General features: G+C 36.4%; 31 protein-coding genes and 2 other annotated features. Of the genes, 10 read left to right on the forward strand and 21 right to left on the reverse strand.

Going from position 1 to position 26,148, the window contains the following annotated elements; translation table 11 throughout:
* Window positions 1-2: 2 nt before the first annotated feature.
* From trpB to trpE, 6 genes are read right to left on the reverse strand one after another with little or no spacing between them, the layout of a single operon-like run.
* Window positions 3-1,196, reverse strand: coding sequence for a tryptophan synthase subunit beta (gene trpB, locus ACLBWW_RS08775; RefSeq protein WP_048545101.1), 1,194 nt, complete (start codon window positions 1,194-1,196; stop codon window positions 3-5).
* Complete coding sequence (locus ACLBWW_RS08780; RefSeq protein WP_048545103.1) at window positions 1,193-1,807, reverse strand: phosphoribosylanthranilate isomerase; 615 nt, start codon at window positions 1,805-1,807, stop codon at window positions 1,193-1,195. The genes trpB and ACLBWW_RS08780 overlap by 4 nt, the downstream gene beginning before the upstream one ends.
* Window positions 1,804-2,565 carry an indole-3-glycerol phosphate synthase TrpC gene (trpC, locus tag ACLBWW_RS08785; RefSeq protein ID WP_048545105.1) on the reverse strand — a complete coding sequence of 254 codons (762 nt, stop codon included), beginning with the start codon at window positions 2,563-2,565 and terminating at the stop codon, window positions 1,804-1,806. The genes ACLBWW_RS08780 and trpC overlap by 4 nt, the downstream gene beginning before the upstream one ends.
* A gap of 1 nt (window position 2,566) precedes the next feature.
* Window positions 2,567-3,592: an anthranilate phosphoribosyltransferase gene (trpD, locus tag ACLBWW_RS08790; protein ID WP_046957046.1), complete on the reverse strand. Its 1,026-nt coding sequence runs from the start codon at window positions 3,590-3,592 to the stop codon at window positions 2,567-2,569.
* The gene (locus tag ACLBWW_RS08795) at window positions 3,589-4,176 is read right to left on the reverse strand and encodes an aminodeoxychorismate/anthranilate synthase component II (protein WP_000636313.1); all 588 of its coding nucleotides are present in this window, start codon (window positions 4,174-4,176) and stop codon (window positions 3,589-3,591) included. The genes trpD and ACLBWW_RS08795 overlap by 4 nt, the downstream gene beginning before the upstream one ends.
* Complete coding sequence (gene trpE / locus ACLBWW_RS08800) at window positions 4,173-5,591, reverse strand: anthranilate synthase component I (RefSeq protein WP_048545107.1); 1,419 nt, start codon at window positions 5,589-5,591, stop codon at window positions 4,173-4,175. Before trpE ends, ACLBWW_RS08795 begins: the two co-directional genes overlap by 4 nt.
* A 52-nt stretch (window positions 5,592-5,643) precedes the next feature.
* Window positions 5,644-5,888: a binding site (T-box leader), on the reverse strand.
* A 42-nt stretch (window positions 5,889-5,930) separates the two neighbouring features.
* Window positions 5,931-6,168: a binding site (T-box leader), on the reverse strand.
* Window positions 6,169-6,474: 306 nt separating this feature from the next.
* Here trpE and putP point away from each other — a divergent pair.
* Window positions 6,475-7,953 (forward strand): sodium/proline symporter PutP, encoded by a 1,479-nt coding sequence (gene putP, locus ACLBWW_RS08805; RefSeq protein ID WP_048545108.1) that lies wholly within the window; start codon window positions 6,475-6,477, stop codon window positions 7,951-7,953.
* Window positions 7,954-8,116: 163 nt separating this feature from the next.
* Complete coding sequence (locus tag ACLBWW_RS08810; protein WP_046958298.1) at window positions 8,117-8,515, forward strand: Ig-like domain-containing protein; 399 nt, start codon at window positions 8,117-8,119, stop codon at window positions 8,513-8,515.
* A 24-nt stretch (window positions 8,516-8,539) separates the two neighbouring features.
* Here ACLBWW_RS08810 and ACLBWW_RS08815 read toward each other — a convergent pair whose 3' ends face one another.
* Window positions 8,540-8,923, reverse strand: coding sequence for a PH domain-containing protein (locus ACLBWW_RS08815; RefSeq protein ID WP_048545109.1), 384 nt, complete (start codon window positions 8,921-8,923; stop codon window positions 8,540-8,542).
* Window positions 8,924-9,010: 87 nt separating this feature from the next.
* Here ACLBWW_RS08815 and ACLBWW_RS08820 point away from each other — a divergent pair, with 87 nt between their 5' ends.
* Entirely contained in the window at window positions 9,011-9,682 is a 672-nt protein-coding gene (locus ACLBWW_RS08820; protein WP_048545110.1) for a DUF4386 domain-containing protein, read from the forward strand.
* Here ACLBWW_RS08820 and ACLBWW_RS08825 read toward each other — a convergent pair.
* Together ACLBWW_RS08825 and ACLBWW_RS08830 are read right to left on the reverse strand one after the other, a co-directional pair.
* Window positions 9,672-10,247: a Crp/Fnr family transcriptional regulator gene (locus ACLBWW_RS08825; RefSeq protein WP_048545112.1), complete on the reverse strand. Its 576-nt coding sequence runs from the start codon at window positions 10,245-10,247 to the stop codon at window positions 9,672-9,674. The two genes, ACLBWW_RS08820 and ACLBWW_RS08825, sit on opposite strands and share 11 nt — an antisense overlap.
* A 77-nt stretch (window positions 10,248-10,324) precedes the next feature.
* Window positions 10,325-11,236, reverse strand: a complete 912-nt coding sequence (locus ACLBWW_RS08830) for a DMT family transporter (RefSeq protein WP_000808244.1) — start codon at window positions 11,234-11,236, stop codon at window positions 10,325-10,327.
* Between the two features lie 203 nt (window positions 11,237-11,439).
* On the opposite strand from ACLBWW_RS08830, the gene ACLBWW_RS08835 reads away from it, so the two are divergent.
* The 6 genes from ACLBWW_RS08835 (at window position 11,440) to exsF (ending at window position 16,656) form a co-directional block, all read left to right on the forward strand.
* Complete coding sequence (locus tag ACLBWW_RS08835; RefSeq protein ID WP_048545113.1) at window positions 11,440-12,171, forward strand: alpha/beta hydrolase; 732 nt, start codon at window positions 11,440-11,442, stop codon at window positions 12,169-12,171.
* A gap of 92 nt (window positions 12,172-12,263) precedes the next feature.
* Window positions 12,264-12,782, forward strand: a complete 519-nt coding sequence (locus ACLBWW_RS08840; protein ID WP_000765870.1) for a YjcG family protein — start codon at window positions 12,264-12,266, stop codon at window positions 12,780-12,782.
* A gap of 1 nt (window position 12,783) precedes the next feature.
* Window positions 12,784-13,206, forward strand: coding sequence for a GNAT family N-acetyltransferase (locus ACLBWW_RS08845; RefSeq protein ID WP_048545116.1), 423 nt, complete (start codon window positions 12,784-12,786; stop codon window positions 13,204-13,206).
* 99 nt (window positions 13,207-13,305) lie between these two features.
* On the forward strand, window positions 13,306-15,372 hold the full coding sequence (locus ACLBWW_RS08850; protein ID WP_098641651.1) for an ATP-dependent helicase: 2,067 nt from the start codon (window positions 13,306-13,308) through the stop codon (window positions 15,370-15,372).
* 142 nt (window positions 15,373-15,514) lie between these two features.
* Complete coding sequence (gene cotY, locus ACLBWW_RS08855) at window positions 15,515-15,985, forward strand: spore coat protein CotY (RefSeq protein ID WP_048545119.1); 471 nt, start codon at window positions 15,515-15,517, stop codon at window positions 15,983-15,985.
* 167 nt (window positions 15,986-16,152) lie between these two features.
* Window positions 16,153-16,656 carry an exosporium protein ExsF gene (gene exsF / locus ACLBWW_RS08860; RefSeq protein WP_000492942.1) on the forward strand — a complete coding sequence of 168 codons (504 nt, stop codon included), beginning with the start codon at window positions 16,153-16,155 and terminating at the stop codon, window positions 16,654-16,656.
* Between the two features lie 77 nt (window positions 16,657-16,733).
* Here exsF and ACLBWW_RS08865 read toward each other — a convergent pair whose 3' ends face one another.
* Both ACLBWW_RS08865 and ACLBWW_RS08870 read right to left on the reverse strand, forming a co-directional pair.
* Window positions 16,734-16,919: a hypothetical protein gene (locus tag ACLBWW_RS08865; protein ID WP_048545121.1), complete on the reverse strand. Its 186-nt coding sequence runs from the start codon at window positions 16,917-16,919 to the stop codon at window positions 16,734-16,736.
* 101 nt (window positions 16,920-17,020) lie between these two features.
* Window positions 17,021-17,380, reverse strand: a complete 360-nt coding sequence (locus tag ACLBWW_RS08870; protein ID WP_000899655.1) for a DUF1360 domain-containing protein — start codon at window positions 17,378-17,380, stop codon at window positions 17,021-17,023.
* 125 nt (window positions 17,381-17,505) lie between these two features.
* On the opposite strand from ACLBWW_RS08870, the gene exsY reads away from it, so the two are divergent.
* Complete coding sequence (gene exsY, locus ACLBWW_RS08875) at window positions 17,506-17,970, forward strand: exosporium assembly protein ExsY (protein ID WP_001277740.1); 465 nt, start codon at window positions 17,506-17,508, stop codon at window positions 17,968-17,970.
* A gap of 48 nt (window positions 17,971-18,018) precedes the next feature.
* Here exsY and ACLBWW_RS08880 read toward each other — a convergent pair whose 3' ends face one another.
* The 10 genes from ACLBWW_RS08880 to ACLBWW_RS08925 form a co-directional block, all read right to left on the reverse strand.
* Window positions 18,019-18,567, reverse strand: a complete 549-nt coding sequence (locus ACLBWW_RS08880) for a spore coat CotO family protein (RefSeq protein ID WP_088110175.1) — start codon at window positions 18,565-18,567, stop codon at window positions 18,019-18,021.
* Between the two features lie 141 nt (window positions 18,568-18,708).
* On the reverse strand, window positions 18,709-19,479 hold the full coding sequence (fabI, locus tag ACLBWW_RS08885; protein ID WP_000421885.1) for an enoyl-ACP reductase FabI: 771 nt from the start codon (window positions 19,477-19,479) through the stop codon (window positions 18,709-18,711).
* A gap of 109 nt (window positions 19,480-19,588) precedes the next feature.
* Complete coding sequence (gene rfbD, locus ACLBWW_RS08890) at window positions 19,589-20,443, reverse strand: dTDP-4-dehydrorhamnose reductase (RefSeq protein WP_447613992.1); 855 nt, start codon at window positions 20,441-20,443, stop codon at window positions 19,589-19,591.
* An 11-nt stretch (window positions 20,444-20,454) separates the two neighbouring features.
* The gene (gene rfbB / locus ACLBWW_RS08895) at window positions 20,455-21,426 is read right to left on the reverse strand and encodes a dTDP-glucose 4,6-dehydratase (RefSeq protein ID WP_048545128.1); all 972 of its coding nucleotides are present in this window, start codon (window positions 21,424-21,426) and stop codon (window positions 20,455-20,457) included.
* A 15-nt stretch (window positions 21,427-21,441) separates the two neighbouring features.
* Window positions 21,442-21,987 carry a dTDP-4-dehydrorhamnose 3,5-epimerase gene (gene rfbC / locus ACLBWW_RS08900; RefSeq protein ID WP_048545130.1) on the reverse strand — a complete coding sequence of 182 codons (546 nt, stop codon included), beginning with the start codon at window positions 21,985-21,987 and terminating at the stop codon, window positions 21,442-21,444.
* Between the two features lie 8 nt (window positions 21,988-21,995).
* Window positions 21,996-22,733, reverse strand: a complete 738-nt coding sequence (locus tag ACLBWW_RS08905; RefSeq protein ID WP_048545132.1) for a sugar phosphate nucleotidyltransferase — start codon at window positions 22,731-22,733, stop codon at window positions 21,996-21,998.
* A 14-nt stretch (window positions 22,734-22,747) separates the two neighbouring features.
* Entirely contained in the window at window positions 22,748-23,428 is a 681-nt protein-coding gene (locus ACLBWW_RS08910) for a glycosyltransferase family protein (protein WP_048545134.1), read from the reverse strand.
* A gap of 12 nt (window positions 23,429-23,440) precedes the next feature.
* A complete protein-coding gene (locus tag ACLBWW_RS08915) occupies window positions 23,441-24,127 on the reverse strand; it encodes a glycosyltransferase family protein (protein ID WP_048545136.1) in 687 nt (228 codons plus the stop codon).
* A complete protein-coding gene (locus ACLBWW_RS08920; RefSeq protein ID WP_048545138.1) occupies window positions 24,124-24,813 on the reverse strand; it encodes a class I SAM-dependent methyltransferase in 690 nt (229 codons plus the stop codon). The genes ACLBWW_RS08915 and ACLBWW_RS08920 overlap by 4 nt, the downstream gene beginning before the upstream one ends.
* 139 nt (window positions 24,814-24,952) lie before the next feature.
* Entirely contained in the window at window positions 24,953-26,053 is a 1,101-nt protein-coding gene (locus tag ACLBWW_RS08925; RefSeq protein ID WP_098047547.1) for a glycosyltransferase, read from the reverse strand.
* Between the last annotated feature and the right edge of the window lie 95 nt (window positions 26,054-26,148).

Genomic DNA, 26,148 nt, shown 5'->3' on the forward strand with positions numbered 1-26,148 from the left:
TTTTACACCTCTTCCATATAACTTTTTATACTCTCTACATCTTTATCCCCGCGGCCAGATAAACAAATGACAAGCCCTTCGTCTTTCTTCATTTGCGGCGCTAATTTTAATGCGTATGCGACAGCATGTGAGCTTTCTAACGCCGGAATAATCCCTTCTTTTTTCGTTAATAATTGAAATGCTTCTAACGCTTCTGCGTCTGTTATCGAATGATAAGAAACGCGTCCAATATCTTTTAGCAAGCTATGTTCTGGCCCAACACCTGGATAATCGAGTCCCGCTGAAATAGAATGCGCTTCTTGAATTTGTCCTTCTTCATTTTGCAGAAGGTACATCATCGATCCGTGTAAAACACCAACGCTTCCTTTCGTTAAAGTCGCTGCGTGCTTTTCTGTGTGAACGCCTTTTCCAGCTGCTTCTACGCCGTAAAGAGCGACTTCTTCATCGTGTACGAACGGATAAAACATGCCCATCGCATTACTACCACCACCAATACATGCAACGACTGCCTCTGGTAATTTCCCTTCTAACGCTTCATATTGTTTTTTCGTTTCTTTCCCAATTACACTTTGGAAATCACGAACAATTTGCGGGAATGGATGTGGTCCAAGAACGGATCCCATAATGTAGTGTGTATCGTGTACATGTGAAACCCAGTAGCGAAGCGCCTCGTTTACCGCATCTTTTAATGTGCCGCTACCTGCCGCTACGCTTTCTACTTTCGCTCCGAGTAATTCCATTCGGAACACATTTAATTTTTGACGTCTCACATCTTCTTCTCCCATAAAGATGACGCATTCTAATCCGAGTAGGGCACATACAGTAGCTGTTGCAACTCCGTGTTGTCCTGCTCCTGTTTCAGCGACAACTTTTTTCTTGCCCATTCGTACTGCAAGAAGTGCCTGACCGATTGTATTGTTAATTTTATGAGCTCCTGTATGGTTCAAATCTTCACGTTTTAAATAAATCTTTGCACCGCCGCAATACTTCGTCATATTTTCAGCGAAATAAAGCGGTGTTTCTCTTCCGATGTACGTTTTTAAATAATGATTTAATTCCTTTTGAAACCCTTCATCTTGCATTGCTTCTTTATATGCTTCTTCTAGTTCTAATACAGATTGCATTAACGTTTCTGGAACGTATCGTCCTCCGTATATACCGTAATGACCTTTTTCATCTGGATATGCGTAATTCATTTGGAACACTCCTTCGCTTTTATAATAAATTGTTTTATTTTCTCTACATCTTTCTTTCCTTCTGTCTCCACTCCGCTACTTACATCGACCATGTATGGCTGAATCGTTCGAATCGCTTCTTCTATATTAAGAGCGTTTAACCCACCAGCTAATATCGTTTTCTCTCGCGACTCTTTTGGCATATGTGCGAGTAACTCCCATGAAAATGTCTTTCCATTTCCCCCCTGAAACTTTTCTTTCGGACTATCAAACAATATATAATCCGTTTCATATGTTTGAGCATTTTTCATATCACTCTCTGAAGTTACCCCAATCGATTTTATAGACGGAATATTCAATCTTCTAATTTGATGATTGTCTTCATCCCCATGTAGTTGCACATGTGTTAACCCGCAATCATCTGCAATTTTCTCGATCACTTCTACTGATTCATTTACGAAAACACCAACCTTTAACACGTTTGTTGGAAGCTCCTGAATGATTTCTTTCGCTAGCCTTGGAGTAATTTTCCGCTTACTTTCTGCAAAAACAAATCCGAGTGCATCAGCTCCGTATTCGCAAGCACGTTTTGCTGTTTCAACATCAGTGATACCGCAAATTTTCACTTTCATATGTTCACCTTACAATCTTCAAAAAAGGTATGAATAGAAGATGATGTCATAAGTGCTTCTCCAACTAATACACCTTTCGCTCCAGCTTTTTTAACACGGATAATATCTTCCTTTAAATGAATCCCACTTTCACTAACCCAAAGTAATTTCTCCTCGTTTAATCGTTTTCCAAGCTTTTCTGTTTGGCTTAAATCGACTTCGAATGTTTTTAAATTACGGTTGTTAATACCGATAACGTGCGGATTTAATTGAATTGCAATTTCTAATTCCTGCTCATCATGAACTTCAACAATTGCTTCTAATCCTTTTTCTAGTACGTAGCTGTACAGCTCTTTTAATTTTTCTTTCGTTAACGCCGCTACAATTAATAAAATAATATCTGCTCCAGCTTCATACGCCCTATCAATTTGAATCGTATCAATTATGAAATCTTTACATAAAAGCGGAATGTTACTTTCTGCTCTTGCCGTTTGTAAATCGTGAAACGACCCTTTAAAAAATTGACCATCTGTTAAAACAGATACTGCTCCTGCGCCGCATTCTTCATATATTTTCACTTGTTTTCGTACATCAACGTGTAAATTAATATCTCCTTTTGATGGTGATGCTCGCTTTACTTCTGCAATGACAGTAAACTGCTGTAATGCTTCTACAAGTGAATGTGTCTTTCTACTTTCTTTTAATGGTGTATACGTTTCATATAATGCCGCAACTTCCTTTTTCTTTTGGTCTACAATTTTATCTAAAATCGTCCCCACGTTAATTCACCCTTTCTAATTTTTCATTACTTGCTGCAATTAATAAGTTTAGTTTGGCTAATGCTTTTCCAGAATCAATGCTATATGCCGCTAATGTAATTCCTTCTTCAATCGTTTCTGCTTTTCCATTTGCAAAAAGGGCTAGACCTGCATTTAATAAAACTGTATCGCGGTAAACATTCTTTTCTCCGCTTAATACTCCGAGCGTAATCTTTGCATTTTCTTTCGAATCCCCGCCTCTAATCTCTTCGTTTTTCACTATTGAGAAACCATATTTCTTAGGTTCAATACTCGTTTCTACTATTTCATTATCTTTCAAAATGACAACATAATTCTCTCCTTGTAATGATGCTTCATCTAAAAATCCACTTCCGTTTACGACAAGCGCTTGTTTTCTGCCTAGTTTCTGTAATACTTGCGCAACTGGTAGTAACATATCTCGTTTATAAATGCCGACAAATTGTGTTTCTAAATTTACCGGATTTGTTAAAGGACCAATTAAGTTAAAAATCGTCGGCACATTCAATTCTTTTCTTATTTTCATAATGCGTCTTAATGCTGGATGCATCGCTGGTGCGAATAAAAATGCGATGCCGACATGCTCTAATAAATAATCAATTTCGTTTGGCGTACTGCTAATATTTACACCGAGTTCTTCTAATAAATCTGCACTTCCTGTTTTACTAGAAACAGCTCGATTACCATGTTTTGCAACCTTTACGCCAGCTCCTGCCAGTACAAATGCCGATGTTGTACTAATATTAAAGGTTTGGGCACCGTCACCACCCGTCCCACAATTGTCCATCGCTCCTTGTATATGGTTCGAAAACGGTAATGCCTTTTCACGAAGAGCTCGAACAAGGCCGTATATTTCTTCTGCTGTTTCACCTTTCGCTTTCAGTAATACTAAGAAAGCTGCAATTTCACTCTCCAATATGTTTTCATTTAATAAAAGAAGCCCTGCTCTATACATCTCCTCTTCTGTTAAATGTTGTCCCTCCACTAATTTACGAAGATAGTTATTCATACTCTTTCCTCCTCCTTCACTTCTGTTAAAAAGGCACGTATTAACTTTCCACCTTCTTCTGTCGCGATTGATTCCGGATGAAACTGTAATCCGAATAGCGGATAATAATTGTGACGAACTGCCATAATTTCTCCATCGTCCATCGCTGTCGCTAGTATGTCAAAACACTCTGGCAAGCTCGTTTGCGCTGCAACAAGGGAATGGTAGCGCATCGCCGTTAATGGCTGTGTTACATATGAAAAGATTGAAGTTCCATTATGTTTTACACGTGATGTTTTACCGTGTTTAATGCGTCCTGCTCTTACAATGTCTCCTCCAAATGCTGATATAATTGCTTGATGACCAAGGCAAATACCTAATATGGGAACGTTCTTATAAAAATGACGAATCACTTCGATACAAATGCCAGCATCCTCTGGTTTTCCTGGTCCTGGTGATAGTACAATTCCTGTTGGATTCATCCCTTCTAACTGTTCTATCGTTATTTGATCATTTCTTACGACAACAATTTCTTCCTCGCATTCACCTAACAGTTGATACAAGTTATATGTGAATGAATCGTAATTATCAATTAGTACAATCATTTCATTACCTCCAATAGTGCTCTCGCTTTATTTAACGTTTCTTCATATTCAGCTACTGGGTCTGAATCATAAACAATTCCCGCTCCTGCCTGAACGTATGCTTTTTCATCCTTTACAACCATCGTTCGAATGGCGAGCGCCATATCAAGGTTCCCTGAAAAACTAACGTATCCAACTGCACCTGCGTATACATTTCTTTTTTCATTCTCTAGCTCATTTATAATTTCCATCGCTCTAATTTTCGGAGCTCCCGACACTGTTCCTGCTGGTAGGCAATACGCTAATGCATCAAATCCACTCATTCGTTTTCGCAATGTTCCGTAAACTTCAGATACAATGTGCATAACGTGAGAGTATTTTTCTACTTTCATATATTTATCTATCGTCACGGATCCAATTTCACTTACTCTGCCAATATCATTCCGACCAAGATCTACAAGCATCATATGCTCCGCTCGTTCTTTCTCATTTTCTAACAGTTCTTTTTCAATTTCCGCATCTTGCTCCTTCGTTTTCCCTCTCGGCCTCGTACCCGCAATTGGATTCGTCATCACCTTATCTTCTCTAACTGATAACAAACTTTCTGGCGAAGAACCGAGTACAACATAATCTTGAAAATCGATATAGAACATATATGGTGACGGATTGGTAATTCGAAGCTTTCGGTATAACGCGAATGGATCCCCCATACATTCACTTTGCAAACGTTGTGACAGTACGACTTGGAATATGTCCCCGGTTCTTATATGTTCTTTCGCCGTTTCTACCATCGCGCGAAATTCTTTTTCAGTTATTGAAGAAGTAAATGATAATGTTGATTTTATTTCAGTTACTTCCGCTTCTTCTCCCCTCAGCACTTCCTCTTTGTATACTTGCAATCTTTCATATACTTCTTCATAATCTGCTGAATCGTCTTCCCTGCATACATATACAAATGATAATTTTTGGCGTAAATGGTCATACACGATAAACTCACGGTACAGTAAAAGGTGTACTTCCGGAATATTCAATGGATCGTGTAAATCTGCTCCAATGTTTTCATATTGCCGGATGACGTCATAGCCAATATAACCAACTGCTCCTCCGCAAAACGGGAATGGACTGTCTACTTGTGCTGACGCGATTACTTCTTCTAACACTTGTAGTACGTTACCTTGCAGCTTTTCTGCCCTGCCGTAAATCGTTCGTTCCACTTCCGTACCAACACTTTTCACTTCACCATATGGATTATATCCTAAGTAAGAATAGCGTCCTTTATCTTGATGAAGCTGCGAACTTTCTAATAAAAACTTTTTCTTTCCCTTCATACGTCTATATAAAGAAATTGGCGTAATGCTATCTCCTTCTTCTTCAGCGATTACTAAAAATGCTCTTCCCTGTTCTTTTTGCTTCATAAATTCCTCTTTTGTCATCATGCCTTTCACCTCAATCTGAAAAATAAAAAAGTCCCCTACATATCGAAAATATGTAGAGGACGATAAATTTACCGTGGTACCACCTCATGTTGGACGCAAAAGCATCCCGCTTTATTCAGGTACAAAATATATACCTTATCCTTGTAACGGCGGAACCCGGGTTGCCTACTGAAAATAATTGTTCAGCATACCTCTCGTAAGCCCATTCCGTATATGGCACCGCACCGGGCTCCCACCTATCCCCGGTTCTCTGTAACGTCTCCAATATACGTACTCTTCTTACTTCAACGATTTCATTTATTTAATTTTTTGTACACAAAAAGGGAGTACTCATCCTATAGAAAGGACGGGTACTCCCGTGGTGCCACCTTAATTCGTTACGAATGTAACGCACTTTACCGTATCAAAAACAATACGTGTCTCTTGTATCGATGAGATCATGTCGCCAAAGCCTACTTCTTTCGTTTCGGTTTGGAAGCTCCGAAGCCCATTCCACATCAATTCCATACTGATTCGCACCAACCATCAGCTCTCTGACATGTTCATCATGTGTACTCTTCTTCATCAACGCTTGCATTTTTTTAAGTTGCACTCATTATAGACCTTACTTTTTTCATAAGTCAATACTTTTAAAAAAAATTTATTTTTCTCTCCTTTCAATATTATATTGACAAAACAACCTCTTTTTATGTAAATATAATAAATACTCTATTAAAAATAAGGTTTTTTGTTTGAATATTATATATTAAAAAAGTAAAATGATATCAAAAAACGCTTACATTTCTGAAAATTCATATTTCTGTATGGATTTTTCAGAATAATCATGATAGATTATAAATATGCATAACGCATCAAAAGACATGACAAAAGGAAGGGGAACTTCATGAGTACGCAGATGTTAACTTTAACTTCAATCTCTATTTACATGCTCGGGATGTTAGTCATTGGCTATTTCGCCTATAAACGAACGTCCAACTTAACAGATTATATGCTTGGCGGGCGTACACTAGGCCCCGCAGTAACAGCATTAAGTGCTGGAGCATCCGATATGAGCGGTTGGCTTTTAATGGGCTTACCCGGTGCAATGTTTAGCGTTGGATTGAGTAGTAGTTGGATTGCGATTGGCCTAACACTAGGTGCATACGCAAACTGGCTTTATGTCGCTCCTCGCTTACGTACCTACTCTGAAATTGCAAACAACTCTATTACTATCCCAGAATTTTTGGAACACCGCTTCCACGACAAATCTCACATGCTACGCTTAGTATCCGGACTTGTTATTATGATTTTCTTTACTTTTTATGTAGCTTCAGGACTTGTTTCAGGCGCTGTATTATTTGAAAATTCATTTGGTATGAACTACCACGTTGGATTATTCATTGTTGCAGGCGTTGTTGTCGCTTACACATTATTTGGTGGTTTCTTAGCAGTAAGTTGGACAGACTTCGTACAAGGAATCATTATGGTAATTGCTCTTATTCTTGTTCCTATCGTAACAATTATGAATTCGAACGGACTTGGACCTGCATTTGATACAATTCGTTCTGTAGATCCAACACGTCTAGATATTTTTAAAGGTGCCTCTACTTTAGGAATGATTTCCTTATTCGCCTGGGGCCTTGGTTATGTTGGACAACCTCATATTATCGTACGCTTTATGGCGATTTCTTCTGTAAAAGAGATTAAAAGCGCACGAAGAATTGGTATGAGCTGGATGATTTTCTCTGTTGTTGGAGCTATGTTTACTGGTCTTATCGGTATCGCTTACTACTCACAACAAGAGTTAACATTATCTAATCCAGAAACAATTTTCCTTGAACTAGGAAAAATTTTATTCCACCCACTTATTACTGGATTTTTATTAGCAGCTATTTTAGCAGCTATTATGAGTACAATTTCATCTCAATTACTCGTTACTTCTAGTGCTATAACCGAAGACTTATATCGTACATTCTTTAAACGCTCTGCTTCTGATAAAGAGCTTGTATTTGTCGGTCGTATGGCTGTACTTGTTATTGCATTAGTTGGGTGCGCATTAGCGTTTAAACAAAATGATACGATTTTAGCTCTTGTTGGATACGCTTGGGCTGGTTTCGGTTCTTCATTCGGACCTGCTATTTTATTAAGCTTATATTGGAAACGTATGACGAAGTGGGGCGCACTTGCTGGTATGATTTCTGGTGCCGCTACTGTTATTATATGGACTCAATTCGAATTCTTAAAAGATTTCTTATATGAAATGATTCCAGGTTTCGCTATTAGTTTACTAGCCATCGTAATTGTTAGTTTACTAACACAACCTTCAAAAGAAGTTGAAGAGCAATTTGAGAATTTCGAAAAACAACATAGTCATAATCTATAAAGGAAAAGCTCTGCTGTTATCGTATCAGCAGAGCTTTCTTTTTATGAAAGTTCGACAATCTTCTACTCGAATTTAACAATTTCTTTATGTTTCGTTAAATTAAACATAACACTAGTCCTTTATAGTAGTACTATCAGCACTTATACAGGAAGGGGACTCCAACATGTTAGCAGCTTTCCAGCAACAACAAACACGAAAATTTTCACCTATTACAAATACTTCTGCGTCTCGTTTGAACATACAACCTAATCCACCTAAAATTTCAATCGCTCCTTCTGTTATTTCAGTCATTGGTGTTCATATGGAAAAAAATAAGTTGAAAGTAAGAACTGGACAAAGCACTGAGTTATCAGCCTCCGTTTTGCCAGTGCAAGCAACGAATAAAGAACTTATTTGGACAAATATGAATGCTGATGTTATCACAATGTATCCAAAAGGTGATACGGTAACGATTACTGGAAAAAGTGCCGGAAGAGCAGTCGTAATTGTCACAACTACTGAAGGAAAGTTCCGTGACCTATGTATTATTCATGTACAACCTTATATGACAAATCCAAAGTAAAAGAGTGGCTTCCTAGCCACTCTTTTACTTTGGATTTTTACTTGTAACAAGATTGATGAATTGGTCTTTATCTTTAGGAGAAATAACTTCTGTTTTATGTGCGCCGTAAACAATTTCAAGTCGATCCAATGACAATGCATGAGCAGCTATTGGATTTTTCGTATTTGAAATTTGTTTTATATCTCGTATAAATATGCTTTTTTTAACGAGACCTGATCTAATTGTAATTGTTTCTTCTCCGACGATATATTTTGTCGAAAACCAACTCCACATAAATAATATTGCTAACGGAATTGTAAAAAATAAAAGAAAATACTCTTTTCCTGCAAATAGAGGAGCAAAACACGCTCCAATGATAACGAAAAAAATCGGATATAACCATATATCTTTTTTTGATGAAAATTCCACTAAACTCCCCCTCTCTTGATTTAAGTCAATGAATTCCCTCCTCTTCCTTATTACAATGAAAACAACATTAGAATAGGAGGACATATTATGAGTGAACGAAAGTATGCCTTATTTGCTGGCGCTTCTCTTCTTGTTATGGCATTCACTGCATTTTTTTCTTACGGTTTTGTTCATGGAAATCTCGTTGTACAAGAAGACGCGAGTATAACATTCCATAATATCCAAACTTCAAATTCACTTTTCAAAGCAGAAATCTTTGGGTGGATTATCATTTTTATTACTGATATTGTCGCCGCGTGGGCTCTTTATTTCTTTCTAAAACCAATTCATACTAGCCTCTCATTACTAGCTGCCTTGCTTCGTCTTATGTATACAGCGATACTTGGAATCGCCATATTCAATCTAATATTGGCATTGCTACTTTCAAAAAGTACGATTGCGAATCCAGAAACATATGTGATGTTGTCTCTCAGTGTCTTCGAATGCATTTGGTCTGTAGGGTTAATCATTTTCGGCTTACACCTTTTCGTTTTAGGTTATGTAGCTTTCCTATCTAAACATATACCGAAATGTATTAGTATACTACTATTCTTCGCGTCTATCGGTTATATCGTAATTCACGTCATGAATACACTGTTTTCACAATACGATATAATAATCTCAATCGTACACACACTGTTCCAATTGCCAATGATTGCAGGTGAACTCGGATTTAGTATATGGCTATTGATTAGGGGTGGAAAAAACGCTACTGTTTGAGTCTTTTCTTAATTCTGCTTAATGATTCTGGCGTAATACCTAGATAACTTGCCAATTGATATTGAGGAACACGATTGATTAAATGAGGTCGTTTTTGTAATAATGATTTGTAGCGCTCTTCTGGTGTCGATGCAATAAATAATAAAAGTTCTTCTTGTACCTCACCGAAGTTGTATTCAATCATTTGGCGTGTCATTTCTTCTAATTGTGAATATTTCTTATACATGTCCTTTTCACTATGCAGGTCGCCAACTACAACTAGACAGTCTTCTAAACACGTTAACGTATGCGGGGATGATTTATCTTGTTTATGATGATTAAAATTTGCGATTGCTTGTTCTTCTGTATAAAAGTTTGATGTAACCTCTTTCCCTGTTTCATCTATACAATATTGCCTAATGCATCCCTTTAATACAAAATAACATTTCGAAGGAACATCTCCTTGCCTTAGGAGCACTGTTCCTTTTTTATATTCTTCAATTTGTAATTCACTGAGAATCATGTGCTGCTCTTCTTCACTTAGTGTTGTAAGGTTCTGCATATACTTCTTTAATACCTCTTCCATTTTCCTCCCCCTTCTTCCTCTATATTTCTATAAAACAAAAAGAGAAGTATTACAACTTCTCTTTTCTTCCCCTAATACTATAATTCCTGTGTATACGCCGGCTCATTTACTACATTTTTTGCTGTTCGTTTTTGTTGCTGTAGTAAGAAAACAGATACACCAAACAATACGAGCATGCTACCGATAATTTGCATGGCATTTAGTCTTTCACCGAGTAAGAAGAACGCTAATATAGATGCTCCAACTGGTTCACCTAAAATACTCATTGAAATTGTTGTTGCATTTACGTAGTTTAATAACCAATTATTAATGACGTGTGACACTGTCGGCACAACCGCAAGTAAAAGAAAAACGGTCCAATCCCACTTCGTATAACCTGTAAAAGGCACTTGCAATACTATATTATAAATCCCCATAAAAATACCTGCGAATGCAAAAACTGTAAAGCTATAAATCCAATGTGATACTTTCTTTACTGTTGTTTGCCCGATAAATAAATAACCGACAACCGCTATTACACTTAAAAAGGATAATATATCTCCATAAATTGCTTGTTCACTTAATCCTAAATCTCCCCACCCAATACACATTACGCCTAGTATCGCTATTCCCATTGTCGCAATGGCTGAGTATGTTGTTCTTTCTTTAAATAAGAAAAAACCTCCAACTAAAGATACGATTGGTTGAAGTGCTAAAATAATCGTCGAACTAGCAACTGTCGTATGCTTTAAAGATTCAAACCACAAAAGAAAATGAAGCGCTAAAAAGAAACCAGATCCAATTAAAAATCCCCAATCTTTTATTTGAATCTTACTAAACTCTTCCCTTTTTTTCCAAACGATAGGCAGCATAATAAGTACGATAATCCATAATCGATACATACTTAATATTGAAGATGGTGCTGAGGACATCTTTACAAAAACTGCTGCGAATGAAATGGCTATAATGGAAATTGCTAATGGTAGTGCGATTGATCTTTCTTGTTTCAAATTCCGTCTCCCCTCTCACCTGTCAAAAATCCCACTTCATTATATCCGTTTTCTTTTATAACTTAAATACTAATTTTTTAGATTCTTCGTACCATTATGGTAAAATAGAAACGAAAGCACCTATTAGTGAATATTTCTTTCTTTTTCACTACAAGCGTCGCTCTTACAATCATTACAGTAAATTTTTATTTAGGGGGATCCACATGAATCAAACAATAGGGAGAATTGAAGAAATTTCATTTTATAGCGCATCACTTCAAGAAGATGTTACACTTCTCGTTTACTTACCAGTAAATTACACACCACTGCACAAACATACAGTTGTAATTGCACAAGATGGTAGAGATTATTTTCAGCTTGGTAAAGCGCACCGTGTAATTGAGCGCCTTCGTGAAACTGAAGAAATTGACCGTACAATTATTGTCGGTATTCCATATAAAAATGTACACGATCGTAAAGAAAAATATTTCCCAAATGAAGTGAAAAACGCTGCGTATATTCGTTTCCTTGCTCATGAACTTGCACCATATATCGATGAAAATTATCCAACATACCAAATGGGAAAAGGTCGTGTGTTAATTGGTGATTCTCTTGGCGGGACAGTTTCCTTCATGACTGCACTTATGTATCCGCATACATTCGGTAAAGTCGTTATGCAATCGCCATTTGTGGATGCAACAGTGATGAACTTAGCAAAAGACTTTAAAAATCCGGAGGCGCTAGACCTTTATCACGTTATTGGGACAGAAGAAACAGCTGTAAAACGCACTGATGGACAAGTATCCGATTTCGTAGGGCCGAACCGTGAGCTCAATACGCTTCTTACAGATAGAAATTTCATCACGCATTACGAAGAATTTGAAGGTAACCACACGTGGAAATATTGGCAAACTGATTTACCGAAAGCTTTCTCTCATATTCTATCAATGAAATAATAGAGAGCAGTATTCAGAATAATTTGATATAATGGATTAAGAGAGTTATTTTCTCAAAATCTAACTAGACTTACAAAGGGAGGAATTGGAACATGAAATTAGGCATTGTAATTTTTCCATCTAAAATGATTCAAGATAAAGCGAACGGATTGCGTAAACGTTATGATCCGCACTACGCATTAGTTCCGCCACATATTACATTGAAAACACCCTTTGAGACGCAAGATGAACAATTAGAATCGATTGTAAAAGAATTACATACAATCGCAAGTAAAACGAACCCTTTCACCCTTCATGTCGGAAAAGTTGGTTCATTCGCACCTGTTAATAATGTTCTTTATTTTAAAGTAGAAAAAACACCTGAACTTACTTTCTTAAATGAGGAAATGCATAGCGAATTCTTTATACAAGAACGCGAGTACGCTTTCGTACCTCATTTAACAATCGGACAAGGCTTATCCGATGCAGAGCATGCTGATGTATTAGGTCGATTACGTATGAAAGATTTCTATTATGAACAACCGATTGATCGCTTCCATCTTCTATATCAATTAGAAAACGGAACGTGGACTGTATACGAAACATTCCACCTTGGAAAGGGGAACAACTAATTTGCACGCACAGATCGTACAAACGGACGAACAACTAAGAGATGCATTCTCTGTACGTAAACAAGTATTTGTAAATGAACAAAAAGTTTCTGCTGACGAAGAGTATGATGAGTTTGAAGAAACTTCAACACACGTTGTTATATATGATAATGATGTTCCAGTTGGTGCTGGTCGTTTTCGCATACTGGATGGAATAGGAAAAATGGAACGCATTTGCGTACTAGCTTCCCATCGTAAAAAAGGCATTGGAAAAATTGTTATGGATGCACTTGAAGCGTATGCGAATGAAAACTCGCTATCAAAATTAAAGCTGCATGCCCAAACACATGCTGAAGATTTCTATAAGAAACTTGGATATGTAACGCATTCTGATGTATTCATGGAAGCAAATATTCCTCACATCGTTATGATAAAAGAATTGTAATTTGAAAACAGGAGGTATCCCCTCCTGTTTTTTACATTGCTATTTTCTTTTTCTTCCGCTAAAGTTAAATGTTGATGCTATAGTTTTGAAGGTGAATATATGACACAAGAAAAATTTTCACAAAAATCATTAACGCACGCTGATATTCCGCGTGCAACATACCATATTCCGAAAACATCTACCCATTTAATTATGGAAGAAGATGCAGATGCGGCGTATTTTCGCGCTCTCGAACAACAAAATGTTTTTTTAAATGAAAAACAATTAGAGGCTGTGCGAACGACAGAAGGCCCTGTCCTTACATTGGCTGGTGCCGGAAGCGGGAAAACATCTGTTTTAACAACCCGCGTAGGTTATTTAGTAAATGTAAAACAAGTTCATCCCCGAAATATTTTATTGCTTACATTTACACAAAAAGCAGCTGAAGAAATCCGAAACCGTGTAGCAAATTTACCAGGTATGAATCGTGCTGCAAGTAGCTACGTTGTTGCTGGTACATTCCACTCTGTCTTTTTAAAATTGCTTCGTAGTCAAGGATATAATCAGCAAATTTTAGCAAATGAAAAACATAAACAAATTATGATAAAGAAAATCTTGAAAGAATTGCGTCTAAAAGACGATTATGATGCTGAAACAATGCTCGCTATGATTTCACTTGAGAAAAACAAATTGAATCGTCCGAAAGATGTAAAAGCAAAAACACCCGTTGAACAAGAATTTAAAGAAGTATACGAGCGTTTTGAAGAAGTGAAACAACGATATAATTATATTGATTTCGATGACATCTTATTAGAAACATATTATATGTTAGAAAATAACGCTCCTTTGCTTACCCAATTACAACAACGTTTCCACTATATTGAAGTAGATGAGTTCCAAGATACATCGTATGCACAATATGAAATTGTAAAATTGTTAGCCACGCCAAGAAATAATTTATTTATCGCGGGTGATGACGACCAGGCGATATATGGCTGGCGAGGAGCAAGTCACCAAATTATTTTATCTTTTCCAAAAGAATTTGATAACACTACGATTATCGCACTGAATACGAATTATCGATCCAATCCTTTTATCGTCGGACTTGGAAATGAAGTTATCAAACTAAATCAAGAACGTTTTGATAAAGAGCTATATTCTGTGCGTGAAGAAGGTGTACAACCTTTTTACGCAAGACCTGCTACGACTCTTGATGAAGCAAATCAAATTTTGCAGCTCATTCAAGAAAAAGTAGATAGCGGCGAACGCAACTATAAAGATTTTTGTTTACTGTATCGCACACATTCTGTAAGCCGTTCGTTACTTGATCAGCTTACAATTCACAAAATCCCATTTATTAAGCACGGGGCGAGTCAATCATTTTATGAACATTCTTTAATTAAGCCTGTATTAGATCATTTAAGACTGGTGATTGAACCGTTTCGACTAGAATCACTTTCAAATATATTGCCAACTATGTATATCGGGCGTGATGATTGTATTTCATTTATTGAACGTGAACAATGGAAATATGGTGAGGGGCGGTTCCCTTCTCTTCTTCATTTCTTATTATTAAATCCGAGCTTAAAACCTTTTCAAGTAAAAAAGGTAAATGAGCGTATCGATTTTATTAAATTTATAAAAGAATTAGAACCGAAAAAAGCATTAAAAGAAATTATTCATGGTAAAGGAAAGTATTTAGAGTACTTACAAAGTAACGATCGTTCTTCCTTTACGATGCATAAAGATATACAAGAAGAAATGTTAGAAGAATTAATGGAGTCAGCAACTCGTTTCACCGATATTCCAGCTTATTTACAATTTATTGATGAAGCAATTCAAGGTCAAAAAGAAATGGAAGCATTAAAAACAATGCCGGAAAAAAATGCTGTTTCGCTTATGTCTATTCATAACGCAAAAGGCCTTGAATTTCCATGCGTCTTTTTACTTGGAGCGAGCGATGGTATTCTTCCCCATACTTCTTCTTTAAAAGATGCAAATGATCGTGTTACAGAGACTTCTGAAGCTTTAGAAGAAGAACGTCGACTACTTTATGTCGCAATTACACGTGCGAAAGAAGAACTTTACATTTCCTCTCCGCAATTTTTCAGAGGAAAAAAATTAGATATATCTCGTTTTTTATATACTGCGCGAAATGATTTACCTGAAAAGACATCCACTAAATAAGGATGTCTTTTTTTATATTGCATTATGTACATCCCTACTATATAAATTCCCTGCTTTTATCGTAAGAATTAACGTAATATCAACCATATCTCATTCATATTGTAATAGTGTATGTCAGAACTCACGATAAGGAGTGAACATAATGAGCTGCAATTGTAACGAAGACCATCATCACCATGATTGTGATTTCAACTGTGTATCGAATGTCGTTCGTTTTATACATGAATTACAAGAATGCGCAACTACAACATGTGGATCCGGTTGCGAAGTTCCATTTTTAGGTGCACATAACAATGCATCAGTAGCGAATACACGTCCTTTTATTTTATACACAAAGACTGGAGAACCTTTTGAAGCATTTGCACCATCTTCAAGCCTTACTAGTTGCCGATCTCCCATTTTCCGCGTAGAAAGTATAGATGATGATGACTGTGCTGTACTCCGTGTATTAACTGTAGTTTTAGGTGATGGTACCGCTGTACCACCTGGTGACGACCCAATCTGTACGTTTTTAGCTGTACCAAATGCAAGACTAATATCAACCTCCACTTGTATTACTGTTGATTTAAGTTGCTTCTGCGCTATTCAATGCTTACGCGATGTTTCTATATAAAACTAAATACTGATTTAAGCATGGATTGGGTGGCAGAATTATCTGCCACCCAATCCATGCTTAAAGAGTATTATTATGTAAATTTCTTAAAATTGGGAACTTGTCTAGAACATAGAACCTGTCCCTTTCATTAACTGAAAGTAGAAACAGATAAAGGAGTGAAAAACATGTTCTCTTCTGATTGCGAATTTACTAAAATCGATTGCGAGGCGAAACCAGCTAGTACACTACCTGCCTTTGGTTTTGCTTTCAATGCTTCTGCACCTCAGTTCGCTTCACTATTTACACCACTACTATTACCTAGCGTAAGTCCAAATCCAAATATTACTGTTCCTGTAATCAACGATACAGTAAGTGTCGGAGATGGTATTCGAATTTTACGAGCTGGTATTTATCAAATTAGTTATACATTAACAATTAGTCTTGATAACGTACCTACTGCACCAGAAGCTGGTCGTTTCTTCTTATCATTAAACACGCCAGCTAACATTATTCCTGGATCAGGTACAGCAGTTCGTTCTAACGTTATTGGTACTGGTGAAGTAGACGTATCCAGTGGGGTTATTCTTATTAACTTAAATCCTGGTGACTTAATTCAAATTGTACCAGTTGAGTTAATTGGAACTGTAGACATCCGTGCAGCAGCATTAACAGTTGCTCAAATTAGCTAGTAAAAAGCGGTATTTCTAATACAGAAATACCGCTTTTTATATGTATAATAAAAAACACTCACAGTAGCATGAGTGTTTCATTCTTCATAGTGTTTTATTTTGTTCTTCTTTTTCCCACAATTACATCCCTTTTTCTTCACAAATCCTTGTTGTTGTAATTGTTCTTGATATGCCTGTTGTTGTGCATGGTGCTGTTGCTGTATTTGATACCATTGCTGCAGGTCATATGAATTTTGCCTTGGACTATTACTCACAGCAAACATCTCCTCTACTGTCAATTCTGTCTATTCACTATATGAACAACTCTGTATTTCCGTTCCCTCATTCTTTTAAACTCCGCTTTTTCTCGTACTATGAAAATATATTATTCTCCCATAAAATATCCTGTAATCGTTTCAATGATTGCCGCTGCTCCTGCAATAGCTAATAATGCAAGTAAAGGCTCTGCAACGATAGGAATCCAATTATATAAAACTAATAAAAAAGCACTAACCCATACACCTGTACACCAATAACAGCTTAATAATTCGCCAACCCACTTTCTTAATCCTTTACCTTTTACTTTTGTAAAAGTTGATATACTTCCATCTGGCTCTGTAATCTCTAACTCATCAATAAACGGTCTTCGCAAAAAGGCTGTAATTTTATCATAAACAATTAAACGAGTGAGCCTAAAGGCAGCTAACGCAAAAATAAAAAATAAAAGCCAGCTTGTAAACAGCATGATTCCACCTTCCCTTATCTTCTTTCGCCTATTTAAAAAAAAAGGTCTTGAGATTGTGACCAAATCTCCTCGACTCCAATATCTTATTAATGTAAATACAAACAAGAAGATAAGGAGTGACATTAATGAGTTGTAACGAAAATAAACACCATGGCTCTTCTCATTGTGTAGTTGACGTTGTAAAATTCATCAATGAATTACAAGATTGTTCTACAACAACGTGTGGATCTGGTTGTGAAATCCCATTTTTAGGTGCACACAATACTGCGTCAGTAGCAAATACACGCCCTTTTATTTTATACACAAAAACTGGAGAACCTTTTGAAGCATTCGCACCATCTGCAAGCCTTACTAGCTGCCGATCTCCAATTTTCCGTGTGGAAAGTGTAGATGATGATAGCTGTGCTGTACTACGTGTATTAACTGTAGTTTTAGGTGACAGTTCTCCGGTACCACCTGGTGACGATCCAATTTGTACGTTTTTAGCTGTACCAAATGCAAGATTAATATCGACAACTACTTGCATTACTGTTGATTTAAGTTGTTTCTGTGCGATTCAATGCTTACGCGACGTTTCTATCGTTAAGTAAACTAAAAAACTATTGGGGTGGTAGAAGCTTTCTACCACCTTTACATATTTAAAAGCCGGCCATACTAATCGATTGGATATCATCTATAGACAACTTAATATCTCTCATACTATTTTGCGGCATAATAGATACAATGCCATTACGATACGATATGATCGATCCCACATAAGAAACTGTAGCTGTTTTTATTCTGCACCTTACTTTTGGAATGTAATGAGGGCGGTTTAATAAAAAATGAATTTTTTCTTCATTATTCATATCCTTAAATGATTTATTATACGGGACAGTTCTTACTGGCCCTTGCTGTTCTTGTTCTTCTTGTTCTGCGTGTTCTTCTTTTTCCTCTTCTTCTATTTTTTCTTCCACTTGCTGCTCTTCTTGTTGTTCTTGTTCTATTACCTCTTCCACAGCACTGCTTACAATATTTTCATTTCTATTACTTTTCTCTTTTGGATCTTCATTTTCAAAGTTTGTCAGGATAATCCTTTTTATTTTTGGTGCAGTAAGTTCTAAACTTACTTGCGTGATATATAACAACGGTTTTCCAACTGTTGAACTTTTATTTTTATTCTTCACACTCGTCCCTCCCACTTCCATACGTAGCTGAATAAATCGTGTACTATTATAGTTATATTCATCACGTGGTAAGAACTTTCGTTAAAAATCGTTCTTTCTAAGAACAAATAAAAAGGACAATCTCAGCATTTAGAGATTGTCCTTTAGAAATTAATATTATATTTATCCTAGAATATGATACCCTGAATCAACATGAATGTTTTCTCCTGTTACGCCGCGTGCTAAATCACTGAATAAGAATACTGCTGTATCCCCAACTTCTTCTGGAGTTGTTGTACGACGAAGTGGTGCGCGCTCCTCAATTTCTCTTAAAATTGAGTTAAAGTCGCCTACGCCTTTTGCAGATAACGTACGAATTGGTCCTGCAGAAATAGCGTTAACGCGAATGCCGTGTTGGCCTAAATCGTTAGCTAAATATTTTACGCTCGCTTCTAATGAAGCTTTCGCAACACCCATAACGTTATAGTTTTTCACAACGCGCTCGCCGCCAAGGTATGTTAACGTTAAAATATTTCCGCCTTCTGTCATTACTTTCTTCGCTTCTCTTGCTACAGCTGTTAAAGAGAATGCACTAATATTTTGTGCAAGTAAAAATCCATCGCGAGAAGTATCTACAAATTCACCTTTTAAATCATCACGATTTGCAAAAGCAATACAGTGTGCAACACCGTGAATTGTACCAACCTCTTGCTTGATTGTTTCAAAGCAAGCTGTAAGTTCTTCATCATTTGTTACATCACAAGGTAATACAAGTGATTCTTGTCCTTCTAATGTGTCCGCTAATTCACGAACGTTTCTTTCTAAACGTTCTCCTGCATATGTGAATATTAATTTTGCACCTGCATTATGCAAAGAGCGAGCAATTCCCCACGCAATACTTCTTTGGTTCGCAACGCCCATAACAACAAATGTTTTCCCTTGTAATAGTTCCATGATATATCCTCCCAGAATTGCTTATACTTGTTATTAGTACCTGATACTATAATTATAGTACCATAAAACCTCTTAAAGGCAAACAAAAAAGTCATTAACTTAAATTTTGTTAATGACTTTTTGTTTCTATAAAAAACCGCTCTAATCCTTCTTCCCAAGAAGGCATTTGTGAAAAACCATTTAATCGTAGCATGTTATGTTGGAAAACAGAATATTTCGGTCTAGCTGCCGCCGATCCAAATTCTTCGGTTGAAACAGGTAATACATTCACTTTCATATTTGCATCCGAGAATATTTTTTTGGCAAATTCAAACCAAGAACATGAGCCTCTATTTGATACATGATACGTACCGTATAAAGAAGTGTGAATGAGCTTATTAATCATCACATTTAAATCCGCCACATAAGTAGGAGAACCAATTTGATCCGCTACAACAGATAATTCTGCTCTTTCTTTTCCTAACCGCATCATCGTTTTCACAAAATTGTTTCCATACTTACCATATAACCACGATGTTCGAACGATAAAATATTTATTATGTAACTCTTTGACAAACTGCTCTCCCGCATACTTAGAAGCCCCGTATACATTTATTGGTGATGGATTATGAAACTCATGATAACCATCTGGTCTGTCACCTTGAAATACATAATCGGTACTAATATAAACTAATTTCGCCCCTACTACTTGTGAAGCAACCGCTACATTTCGAGCTCCTATTGCATTTATTACATAAGCAAGGTCTTGTTCTTTCTCAGCATGATCAACCTTCGTATACGCTGCACAATGAATAATTATATGTGGCCTTATTTCTTGTATCACTTGCTGCATTCGGGATATATTTGTTATATCTAGTAACTTTTTATCAAATGGATATATGTCATATTCTTCAGCATTTAACTCTTCTTGTAGTTGCTTTCCCAATTGACCATTTGCTCCCGTTATGATAATCCGCTCTTTCATTTATATGCCCCTTATTTTTCTTTTAGTGGTTTCCACCATTCTATATGATGTTCATACCATTCCACCGTTTCTTTTAGCCCCTGTTCAAACGTATACTGCGGTTCCCACCCGAGCTCATTCTTCATCTTTTGTGCATCAATCGCATAACGACGATCATGCCCTAAACGGTCTGTAACATACGCAATATCTTCTTTCGTTTTTCCTAAGAGAGAGATAATTTGTTCCACAACATCTACATTGGTTTTTTCATTATTTCCACCTATATTATATACTTCTCCTGTACGTCCCTTATGCAGAACAACGTCAATCGCACTACAATGATCCGTTACATGTAACCAATCTCTTACATTTAATCCATCGCCATATAACGGTAGTTTTTTTCCTTCCAGCGCATTCGTAACCATTAACGGAATTAACTTTTCAGGATATTGATACGGCCCATAGTTATTGGAGCAACGCGTTACTATAACTGGTAATTGATATGTTTTATAATAAGATAAAGCTATCATGTCGGCGCTCGCCTTGCTTGAAGAGTATGGACTATTTGGAGCTAACGGGGTTTCCTCGGTAAATCGCCCTGTTTTCCCTAAAGAGCCGTACACCTCATCTGTTGATACTTGCACGAGTTTAATATGTGGATATTTTTTTACTAATTCTAATAATGTGACTGTCCCAATTACATTTGTATCATAAAAAGGGATCGGATTTTCAATACTACGGTCCACATGTGATTCAGCTGCGAAATTTACAATCACATGGACGTCTCGCTCTTTTATGACATGCTCTAGCAGCTCTCCATTTTGAATTTCCCCTTTTACAAAAGAGTAATTAGTATACCCTTGAAGAGACTTCACATTATTTAAATTCCCGCTATATGTTAATGCGTCGTAATTAATAATTTTATATGTTTCATAGTTTTGTAACATGTAATGAACAAAGTTACTTCCAATAAATCCAGCCCCACCTGTTACTAATATATTCATAAACAACTCTCCTACTCAAAAGCTATCTTCACATTCCTGAAGCAACGGTAATATTCGATCTTTGTCAGACAAAATAGGATTTGTTACCGGCCATGGAATTGCTAATTCTTTATCTTCCCAAAGTACCCCTGAGTCATGATCAGCACTATAATACTCATCTACTTTATACATAACAATAGTATGCGGCACAAGTGTACAAAAACCATGTGCAAATCCTTTTGGCACTAACAATTGCCGATGATTATCCGCGCTTAAAATATATCCTCTCCACTGTTTAAACGTTGGTGAATCTTTTCGCAAATCAACGATAACGTCATAGATTGCTCCTTGCATAGCTTGAATAAGTTTCGTTTGTGCTTTCGGATTTTTTTGAAAGTGTAATCCCCGAATCGTTCCCGCTTCTGCTGAATAAGAAACATTATCCTGCACAAACGAATACGTAACCCCTAATGTTTCTAGCACCTTCTTATTATAACTTTCAGTAAAAAAGCCACGCTCATCTCCAAATAACCTCGGTTCTAACAATTTTGCATCGGTAAAGTTTGTTTCTACAACTTTCATATTCTCACCTATTCTCCGTTAAACTGTTTACCAAAGTTTATATCCCGCGCTAACGTATTCGCCTTTTGAAGAGAAATATGAGTTCCCGCATCAGTCCACCAACCGCTCATTTCATTATAAGTAAGTACCCCTCGTTTTAAATACCAATTATTAATATCAGTAATCTCAAGTTCTCCCCTTGCAGAAGGTTTTAATTCTTTTATATAAGAAAAAACTTTCGAATCATACAAATAAATTCCTGTAACTGCATAGGAACTTTTCGGCTCTTTCGGTTTTTCTTCAATTTCAATTATTTTTCGGTTTTGAATATTTGCTACACCAAATCTCTCCGGATCATCTACAGATTGCAGCAGTACTTTCGCACCTTCTTTTTGATTTGCAAACTCTTCAACATACGGACCAATGTCATCAGAAAAGATATTATCCCCTAATATAACTACCATGCGATCATTCCCAACGAAATCCTCACAAAGCCCTAATGCTTGTGCAATTCCGCCAGCCTTATCTTGCACACGATACGTAAAGGACACGCCAAACTCTTGACCGCTCCCTAAAAAACTAACAACATCCCCCATATGCTCTTTACCTGTAATAATCATAATATCTGTAATCTCGCATTGTTTTAGTTTATATACCGCATGATAAATCATTGGGTAACGTCCAACAGGAAGCAAATGTTTATTCGTTACTTTCGTTATTGGATATAATCTCGATCCAGTTCCACCAGCTAAAATAATTCCTTTCATCCTGCATCTCTCCCTTATGATGGAGATAGTATATCTTTGTAATGTTCTACAAACACTTTCCGATACTTCTCATATGTATCCGCATCAAACTCATCCCCGTTGTAGTGAATACACCACAAATTTGCTTGATTAGGGATACCAATTAAATAACCCGCCTTTTGAAACTCTAAAGACTGCGACACATCATAAAAGTGGAATCCTTGAAACAAGTCTTCTCGCCACGGAATATCATATTGTGTAGCCATTAATAATCCATCAATTGCCTGAACCGAAATAAATGATTGATTCTCATAAAACAGCTGATCCAAATTTAATAGTTGATAATTCTGTCTTCTGTACTCAATCACTTTCCCTACTAAATTTTTTCCTTCCCACCATATCCCGTTACTCGGTAAAAACTGAGCACCAGCTACGCCAATTAAACCAAGTTTTTCGTTGTCTTTAAAAAGAGAAATGAGTGTATAAAACATCTCTCGATTAATAAGATAAGTATCTTGATGTATATAAACCTTATACTTCGCGGGATATGCAAGTGCTCGGTTATATGCACTTGCCATACTTTTCGCATCCCGTATCGGAAAAATTTGTACAACATAACCAGGGGGAACAAAAAGGTTTCGTATTTGTCTCTCGCATTGTTCAAATAGCTCTTCATTATTTATACAAACAACGACTAATATTGTATGATCTTTCATTTTGTAGCCCCTCTATTCGTCTTGATTTACATCTGACATATAGTGCTCCACAAATATCTTTCTATACTTTTCATAGTTCGTCATATTCACATCAATATGATAATGAATGCACCACGCATCACGCTGTACAGGAACCCCCACTGTATAGCCAGCTTTTCTAAATTCAAATGATTGAGACACATCATAAAAGTCAAACCCATCAAACAAGTCTTCCCGCCACGGAATATCGTATTGCGTTGCCATCAATAAACCGTCAATACATTCAACGGGCATAAATGTTTTTGACTCATGGTACGGTTTTTCTTGACTGGCCATATAAAATAAATCATTCATATAACCAATTACTTTCCCAACAACTCCTCTGCCTACATTCCATGTTCCATTTGGAGGAACATATTGGGCTCCAACCATACCAATCATTCCAAGATGTTCATGTTCCTGAAACAATTGAATTAATCCGTATAAAAATCCCATATTTACAATGAAAACATCTTGATGTATATACACTTTATATTTCGCTGGATGCGAAATCGCTTTATTATATCCGCTCGTCATACTTTTTGCATTCCGAATCGGCATAAACTGTATCGTATATCCTGGAGGAACTGGCAATTGTAATATATGTCGCGCACATTGTGCATACATTTGCCGATCATTTATACACGTAACAAATAATATTGTTTTATCTGCAGCACTCATAATTGTGATTTTTCTGCTTCAATAATATATTGAAATACAACCGTCTCAGCCATGAAGCCACTTCCAAGACGATATTTTTTACAAATTCCATATAATTCCTCAATAAGCGGTTCATACATTTTATGATCAACATATACACGATCTACTTTACTAATTGAATAGCCTGCTTTTAAAAACATTCGTAGCATTTCATTAAATGTAAAGAAACGAATATGTGTTTTATCTAATAAACCATATTCTGTATACGTCCAATTTCCAGCAAGTAAGGGAGCTAATACTGAAATGTGTGAAACGTTCGGGATACTAGCCAAAATCACACCATTTTGCTTTATATATGGTTTTACTTTTTTTATTACAGCCCACGGATCAAATAAATGCTCTAATACGTCACCAAATATAATGCAATCAAATTGCTCCTCCTCATACGGCATATCCATTGTTTCTATATCTCCTAAAACAACATGATCTAGTTTTTCTTTTGCTTGTTCTGCCGCCTCTGGGAATGCCTCTATTCCTGATACACGTGTGCCATTTTCTTTTATGGCAGCTCCCAGTGCACCACTCGAGCAACCGATATCAAGAACTTCTTTCCATTCCTTTTTTATATGCTTTAATAAATTCGGATTCACTGCATTATAATAATGCCCGGACTTTTCTTCGTATAAAGAATTTTTTGGGGAATTCATTTTACACACTCCTTATGCAAATTGAATTTGAAATATAAATCTCATCTAAAGTCTATAGATGTAACCAGTACTGGTTACATTGCCGATACTTTACTATATAGCCAATCTATTAGAGTTAGAATCGTAATAAAAACGCAACCTATAACGATTTATATTGTTCATCAAAAACACTCCGAAAATATTTGCGATTGTATTCAATTGCAGCATTATTCGGAACATAAGAAGCTGCTAATTCATTGTAATAATAAGCTTTATCTTGCTCGCCTAACTTGCTATAACAAATACACATTTGTAAATAGGGAATCCATGTGTAGCTAGCTGGACTGTGAAAAGGACTCTCTGTTGCCATTGTCACTTCTGTTGCAAGTTTAAACCAAAAAATTGCTTCATTGTATTTTTGTTGATCCATATATATATATCCTATTCTTGTACAATTCTCTCCTCTAGGGACATCATACCGAAATGACTTTACACAAGATTCAACTGCCTTCTCCCACATTCCAAGCTTTGCATAGCAATCTCCTAATTTACCACATGCATAAATTTTCTCTTCATACCAACCTTCGTCTTGATTAAGAAATGTTTCATATAGCAGAACTGCATCATCATATTTTTGATTATCCATAGATTCATTCGCGTAATAAAACAAATCTCTCGGACTCAATTCCTCTCCAGCTGCTACAGCATCTTGAAAAATTTTCAAATTACGATTCGTTACTTTCTTTTCTTTCTTATGTGTAATCGCCACATTACTATTAAAAATCTCACCAAAAATAGCTAAATACTCATGCACCTTTCCAAACCATTCAAATTGTTTTTCACGCTTTACAAGCCGATATCTTTTTGTACAGTATAAAGGTTTCCCATTAGAATCCATTACAAGATGATAAGGCATTGAAACAGCATCAACATTAGGATCTAACTCTCTTTTTAATAACTTCAATGCCTCTTGAGCGTCTTCTAATAACACATCATCAGCATCTAGCCATAATATATATTCTTGCGTTGCTTTCGAAAAAGAAAAATTTCTAGCTGCCGAAAAATCATTAATCCATGGAAAGTCATATATGTTAGAGGTATATTGAGCTACAATTTCTTTCGTTCGATCAATGGAACCTGTATCAACTATAATAATTTCATCCACAATTTTTTCCACTGCGTCTAAACATCGACCTATTGTATTTTCCTCATCTCGAACAATCATACATAAACTAATTGTAATTCCTTGCTTGTTCAACATAATCACCCTCTTCCAAATCAATCATATGTTATACATACAATAAACTTTCCATTTTTTTAACTTGCACAAGCTGTTTAAGATTTCTTTTCAATAAT

The sequence above is a fragment of the Bacillus sp. M5A3_1b genome (assembly GCF_053345335.1).

What these genes read in the sequence shown, in the direction of transcription:
- ACLBWW_RS08820 (WP_048545110.1), top strand. Translation starts at nt 9,011, where the DNA reads ATGAGTGAACGAAAGTATGCCTTATTTGCTGGCGCTTCTCTTCTTGTT.
- exsF (WP_000492942.1), top strand. Translation starts at nt 16,153, where the DNA reads ATGTTCTCTTCTGATTGCGAATTTACTAAAATCGATTGCGAGGCGAAA.
- ACLBWW_RS08795 (WP_000636313.1), bottom strand. Translation starts at nt 4,176, where the DNA reads ATGATTGTACTAATTGATAATTACGATTCATTCACATATAACTTGTAT.
- trpD (WP_046957046.1), bottom strand. Translation starts at nt 3,592, where the DNA reads ATGAATAACTATCTTCGTAAATTAGTGGAGGGACAACATTTAACAGAA.
- exsY (WP_001277740.1), top strand. Translation starts at nt 17,506, where the DNA reads ATGAGTTGTAACGAAAATAAACACCATGGCTCTTCTCATTGTGTAGTT.
- ACLBWW_RS08865 (WP_048545121.1), bottom strand. Translation starts at nt 16,919, where the DNA reads ATGTTTGCTGTGAGTAATAGTCCAAGGCAAAATTCATATGACCTGCAG.
- ACLBWW_RS08780 (WP_048545103.1), bottom strand. Translation starts at nt 1,807, where the DNA reads ATGAAAGTGAAAATTTGCGGTATCACTGATGTTGAAACAGCAAAACGT.
- fabI (WP_000421885.1), bottom strand. Translation starts at nt 19,479, where the DNA reads ATGGAACTATTACAAGGGAAAACATTTGTTGTTATGGGCGTTGCGAAC.
- ACLBWW_RS08905 (WP_048545132.1), bottom strand. Translation starts at nt 22,733, where the DNA reads ATGAAAGGAATTATTTTAGCTGGTGGAACTGGATCGAGATTATATCCA.
- ACLBWW_RS08825 (WP_048545112.1), bottom strand. Translation starts at nt 10,247, where the DNA reads ATGGAAGAGGTATTAAAGAAGTATATGCAGAACCTTACAACACTAAGT.
- trpE (WP_048545107.1), bottom strand. Translation starts at nt 5,591, where the DNA reads ATGATGACAAAAGAGGAATTTATGAAGCAAAAAGAACAGGGAAGAGCA.
- ACLBWW_RS08880 (WP_088110175.1), bottom strand. Translation starts at nt 18,567, where the DNA reads ATGGAAGTGGGAGGGACGAGTGTGAAGAATAAAAATAAAAGTTCAACA.
- rfbD (WP_447613992.1), bottom strand. Translation starts at nt 20,443, where the DNA reads ATGAAAGAGCGGATTATCATAACGGGAGCAAATGGTCAATTGGGAAAG.
- rfbC (WP_048545130.1), bottom strand. Translation starts at nt 21,987, where the DNA reads ATGAAAGTTGTAGAAACAAACTTTACCGATGCAAAATTGTTAGAACCG.
- ACLBWW_RS08915 (WP_048545136.1), bottom strand. Translation starts at nt 24,127, where the DNA reads ATGAGTGCTGCAGATAAAACAATATTATTTGTTACGTGTATAAATGAT.
- ACLBWW_RS08850 (WP_098641651.1), top strand. Translation starts at nt 13,306, where the DNA reads ATGACACAAGAAAAATTTTCACAAAAATCATTAACGCACGCTGATATT.
- cotY (WP_048545119.1), top strand. Translation starts at nt 15,515, where the DNA reads ATGAGCTGCAATTGTAACGAAGACCATCATCACCATGATTGTGATTTC.
- trpB (WP_048545101.1), bottom strand. Translation starts at nt 1,196, where the DNA reads ATGAATTACGCATATCCAGATGAAAAAGGTCATTACGGTATATACGGA.
- ACLBWW_RS08835 (WP_048545113.1), top strand. Translation starts at nt 11,440, where the DNA reads ATGAATCAAACAATAGGGAGAATTGAAGAAATTTCATTTTATAGCGCA.
- ACLBWW_RS08920 (WP_048545138.1), bottom strand. Translation starts at nt 24,813, where the DNA reads ATGAATTCCCCAAAAAATTCTTTATACGAAGAAAAGTCCGGGCATTAT.
- ACLBWW_RS08840 (WP_000765870.1), top strand. Translation starts at nt 12,264, where the DNA reads ATGAAATTAGGCATTGTAATTTTTCCATCTAAAATGATTCAAGATAAA.
- ACLBWW_RS08910 (WP_048545134.1), bottom strand. Translation starts at nt 23,428, where the DNA reads ATGAAAGATCATACAATATTAGTCGTTGTTTGTATAAATAATGAAGAG.
- rfbB (WP_048545128.1), bottom strand. Translation starts at nt 21,426, where the DNA reads ATGAATATATTAGTAACAGGTGGGGCTGGATTTATTGGAAGTAACTTT.
- ACLBWW_RS08870 (WP_000899655.1), bottom strand. Translation starts at nt 17,380, where the DNA reads ATGCTGTTTACAAGCTGGCTTTTATTTTTTATTTTTGCGTTAGCTGCC.
- ACLBWW_RS08925 (WP_098047547.1), bottom strand. Translation starts at nt 26,053, where the DNA reads ATGTTGAACAAGCAAGGAATTACAATTAGTTTATGTATGATTGTTCGA.
- putP (WP_048545108.1), top strand. Translation starts at nt 6,475, where the DNA reads ATGAGTACGCAGATGTTAACTTTAACTTCAATCTCTATTTACATGCTC.
- ACLBWW_RS08810 (WP_046958298.1), top strand. Translation starts at nt 8,117, where the DNA reads ATGTTAGCAGCTTTCCAGCAACAACAAACACGAAAATTTTCACCTATT.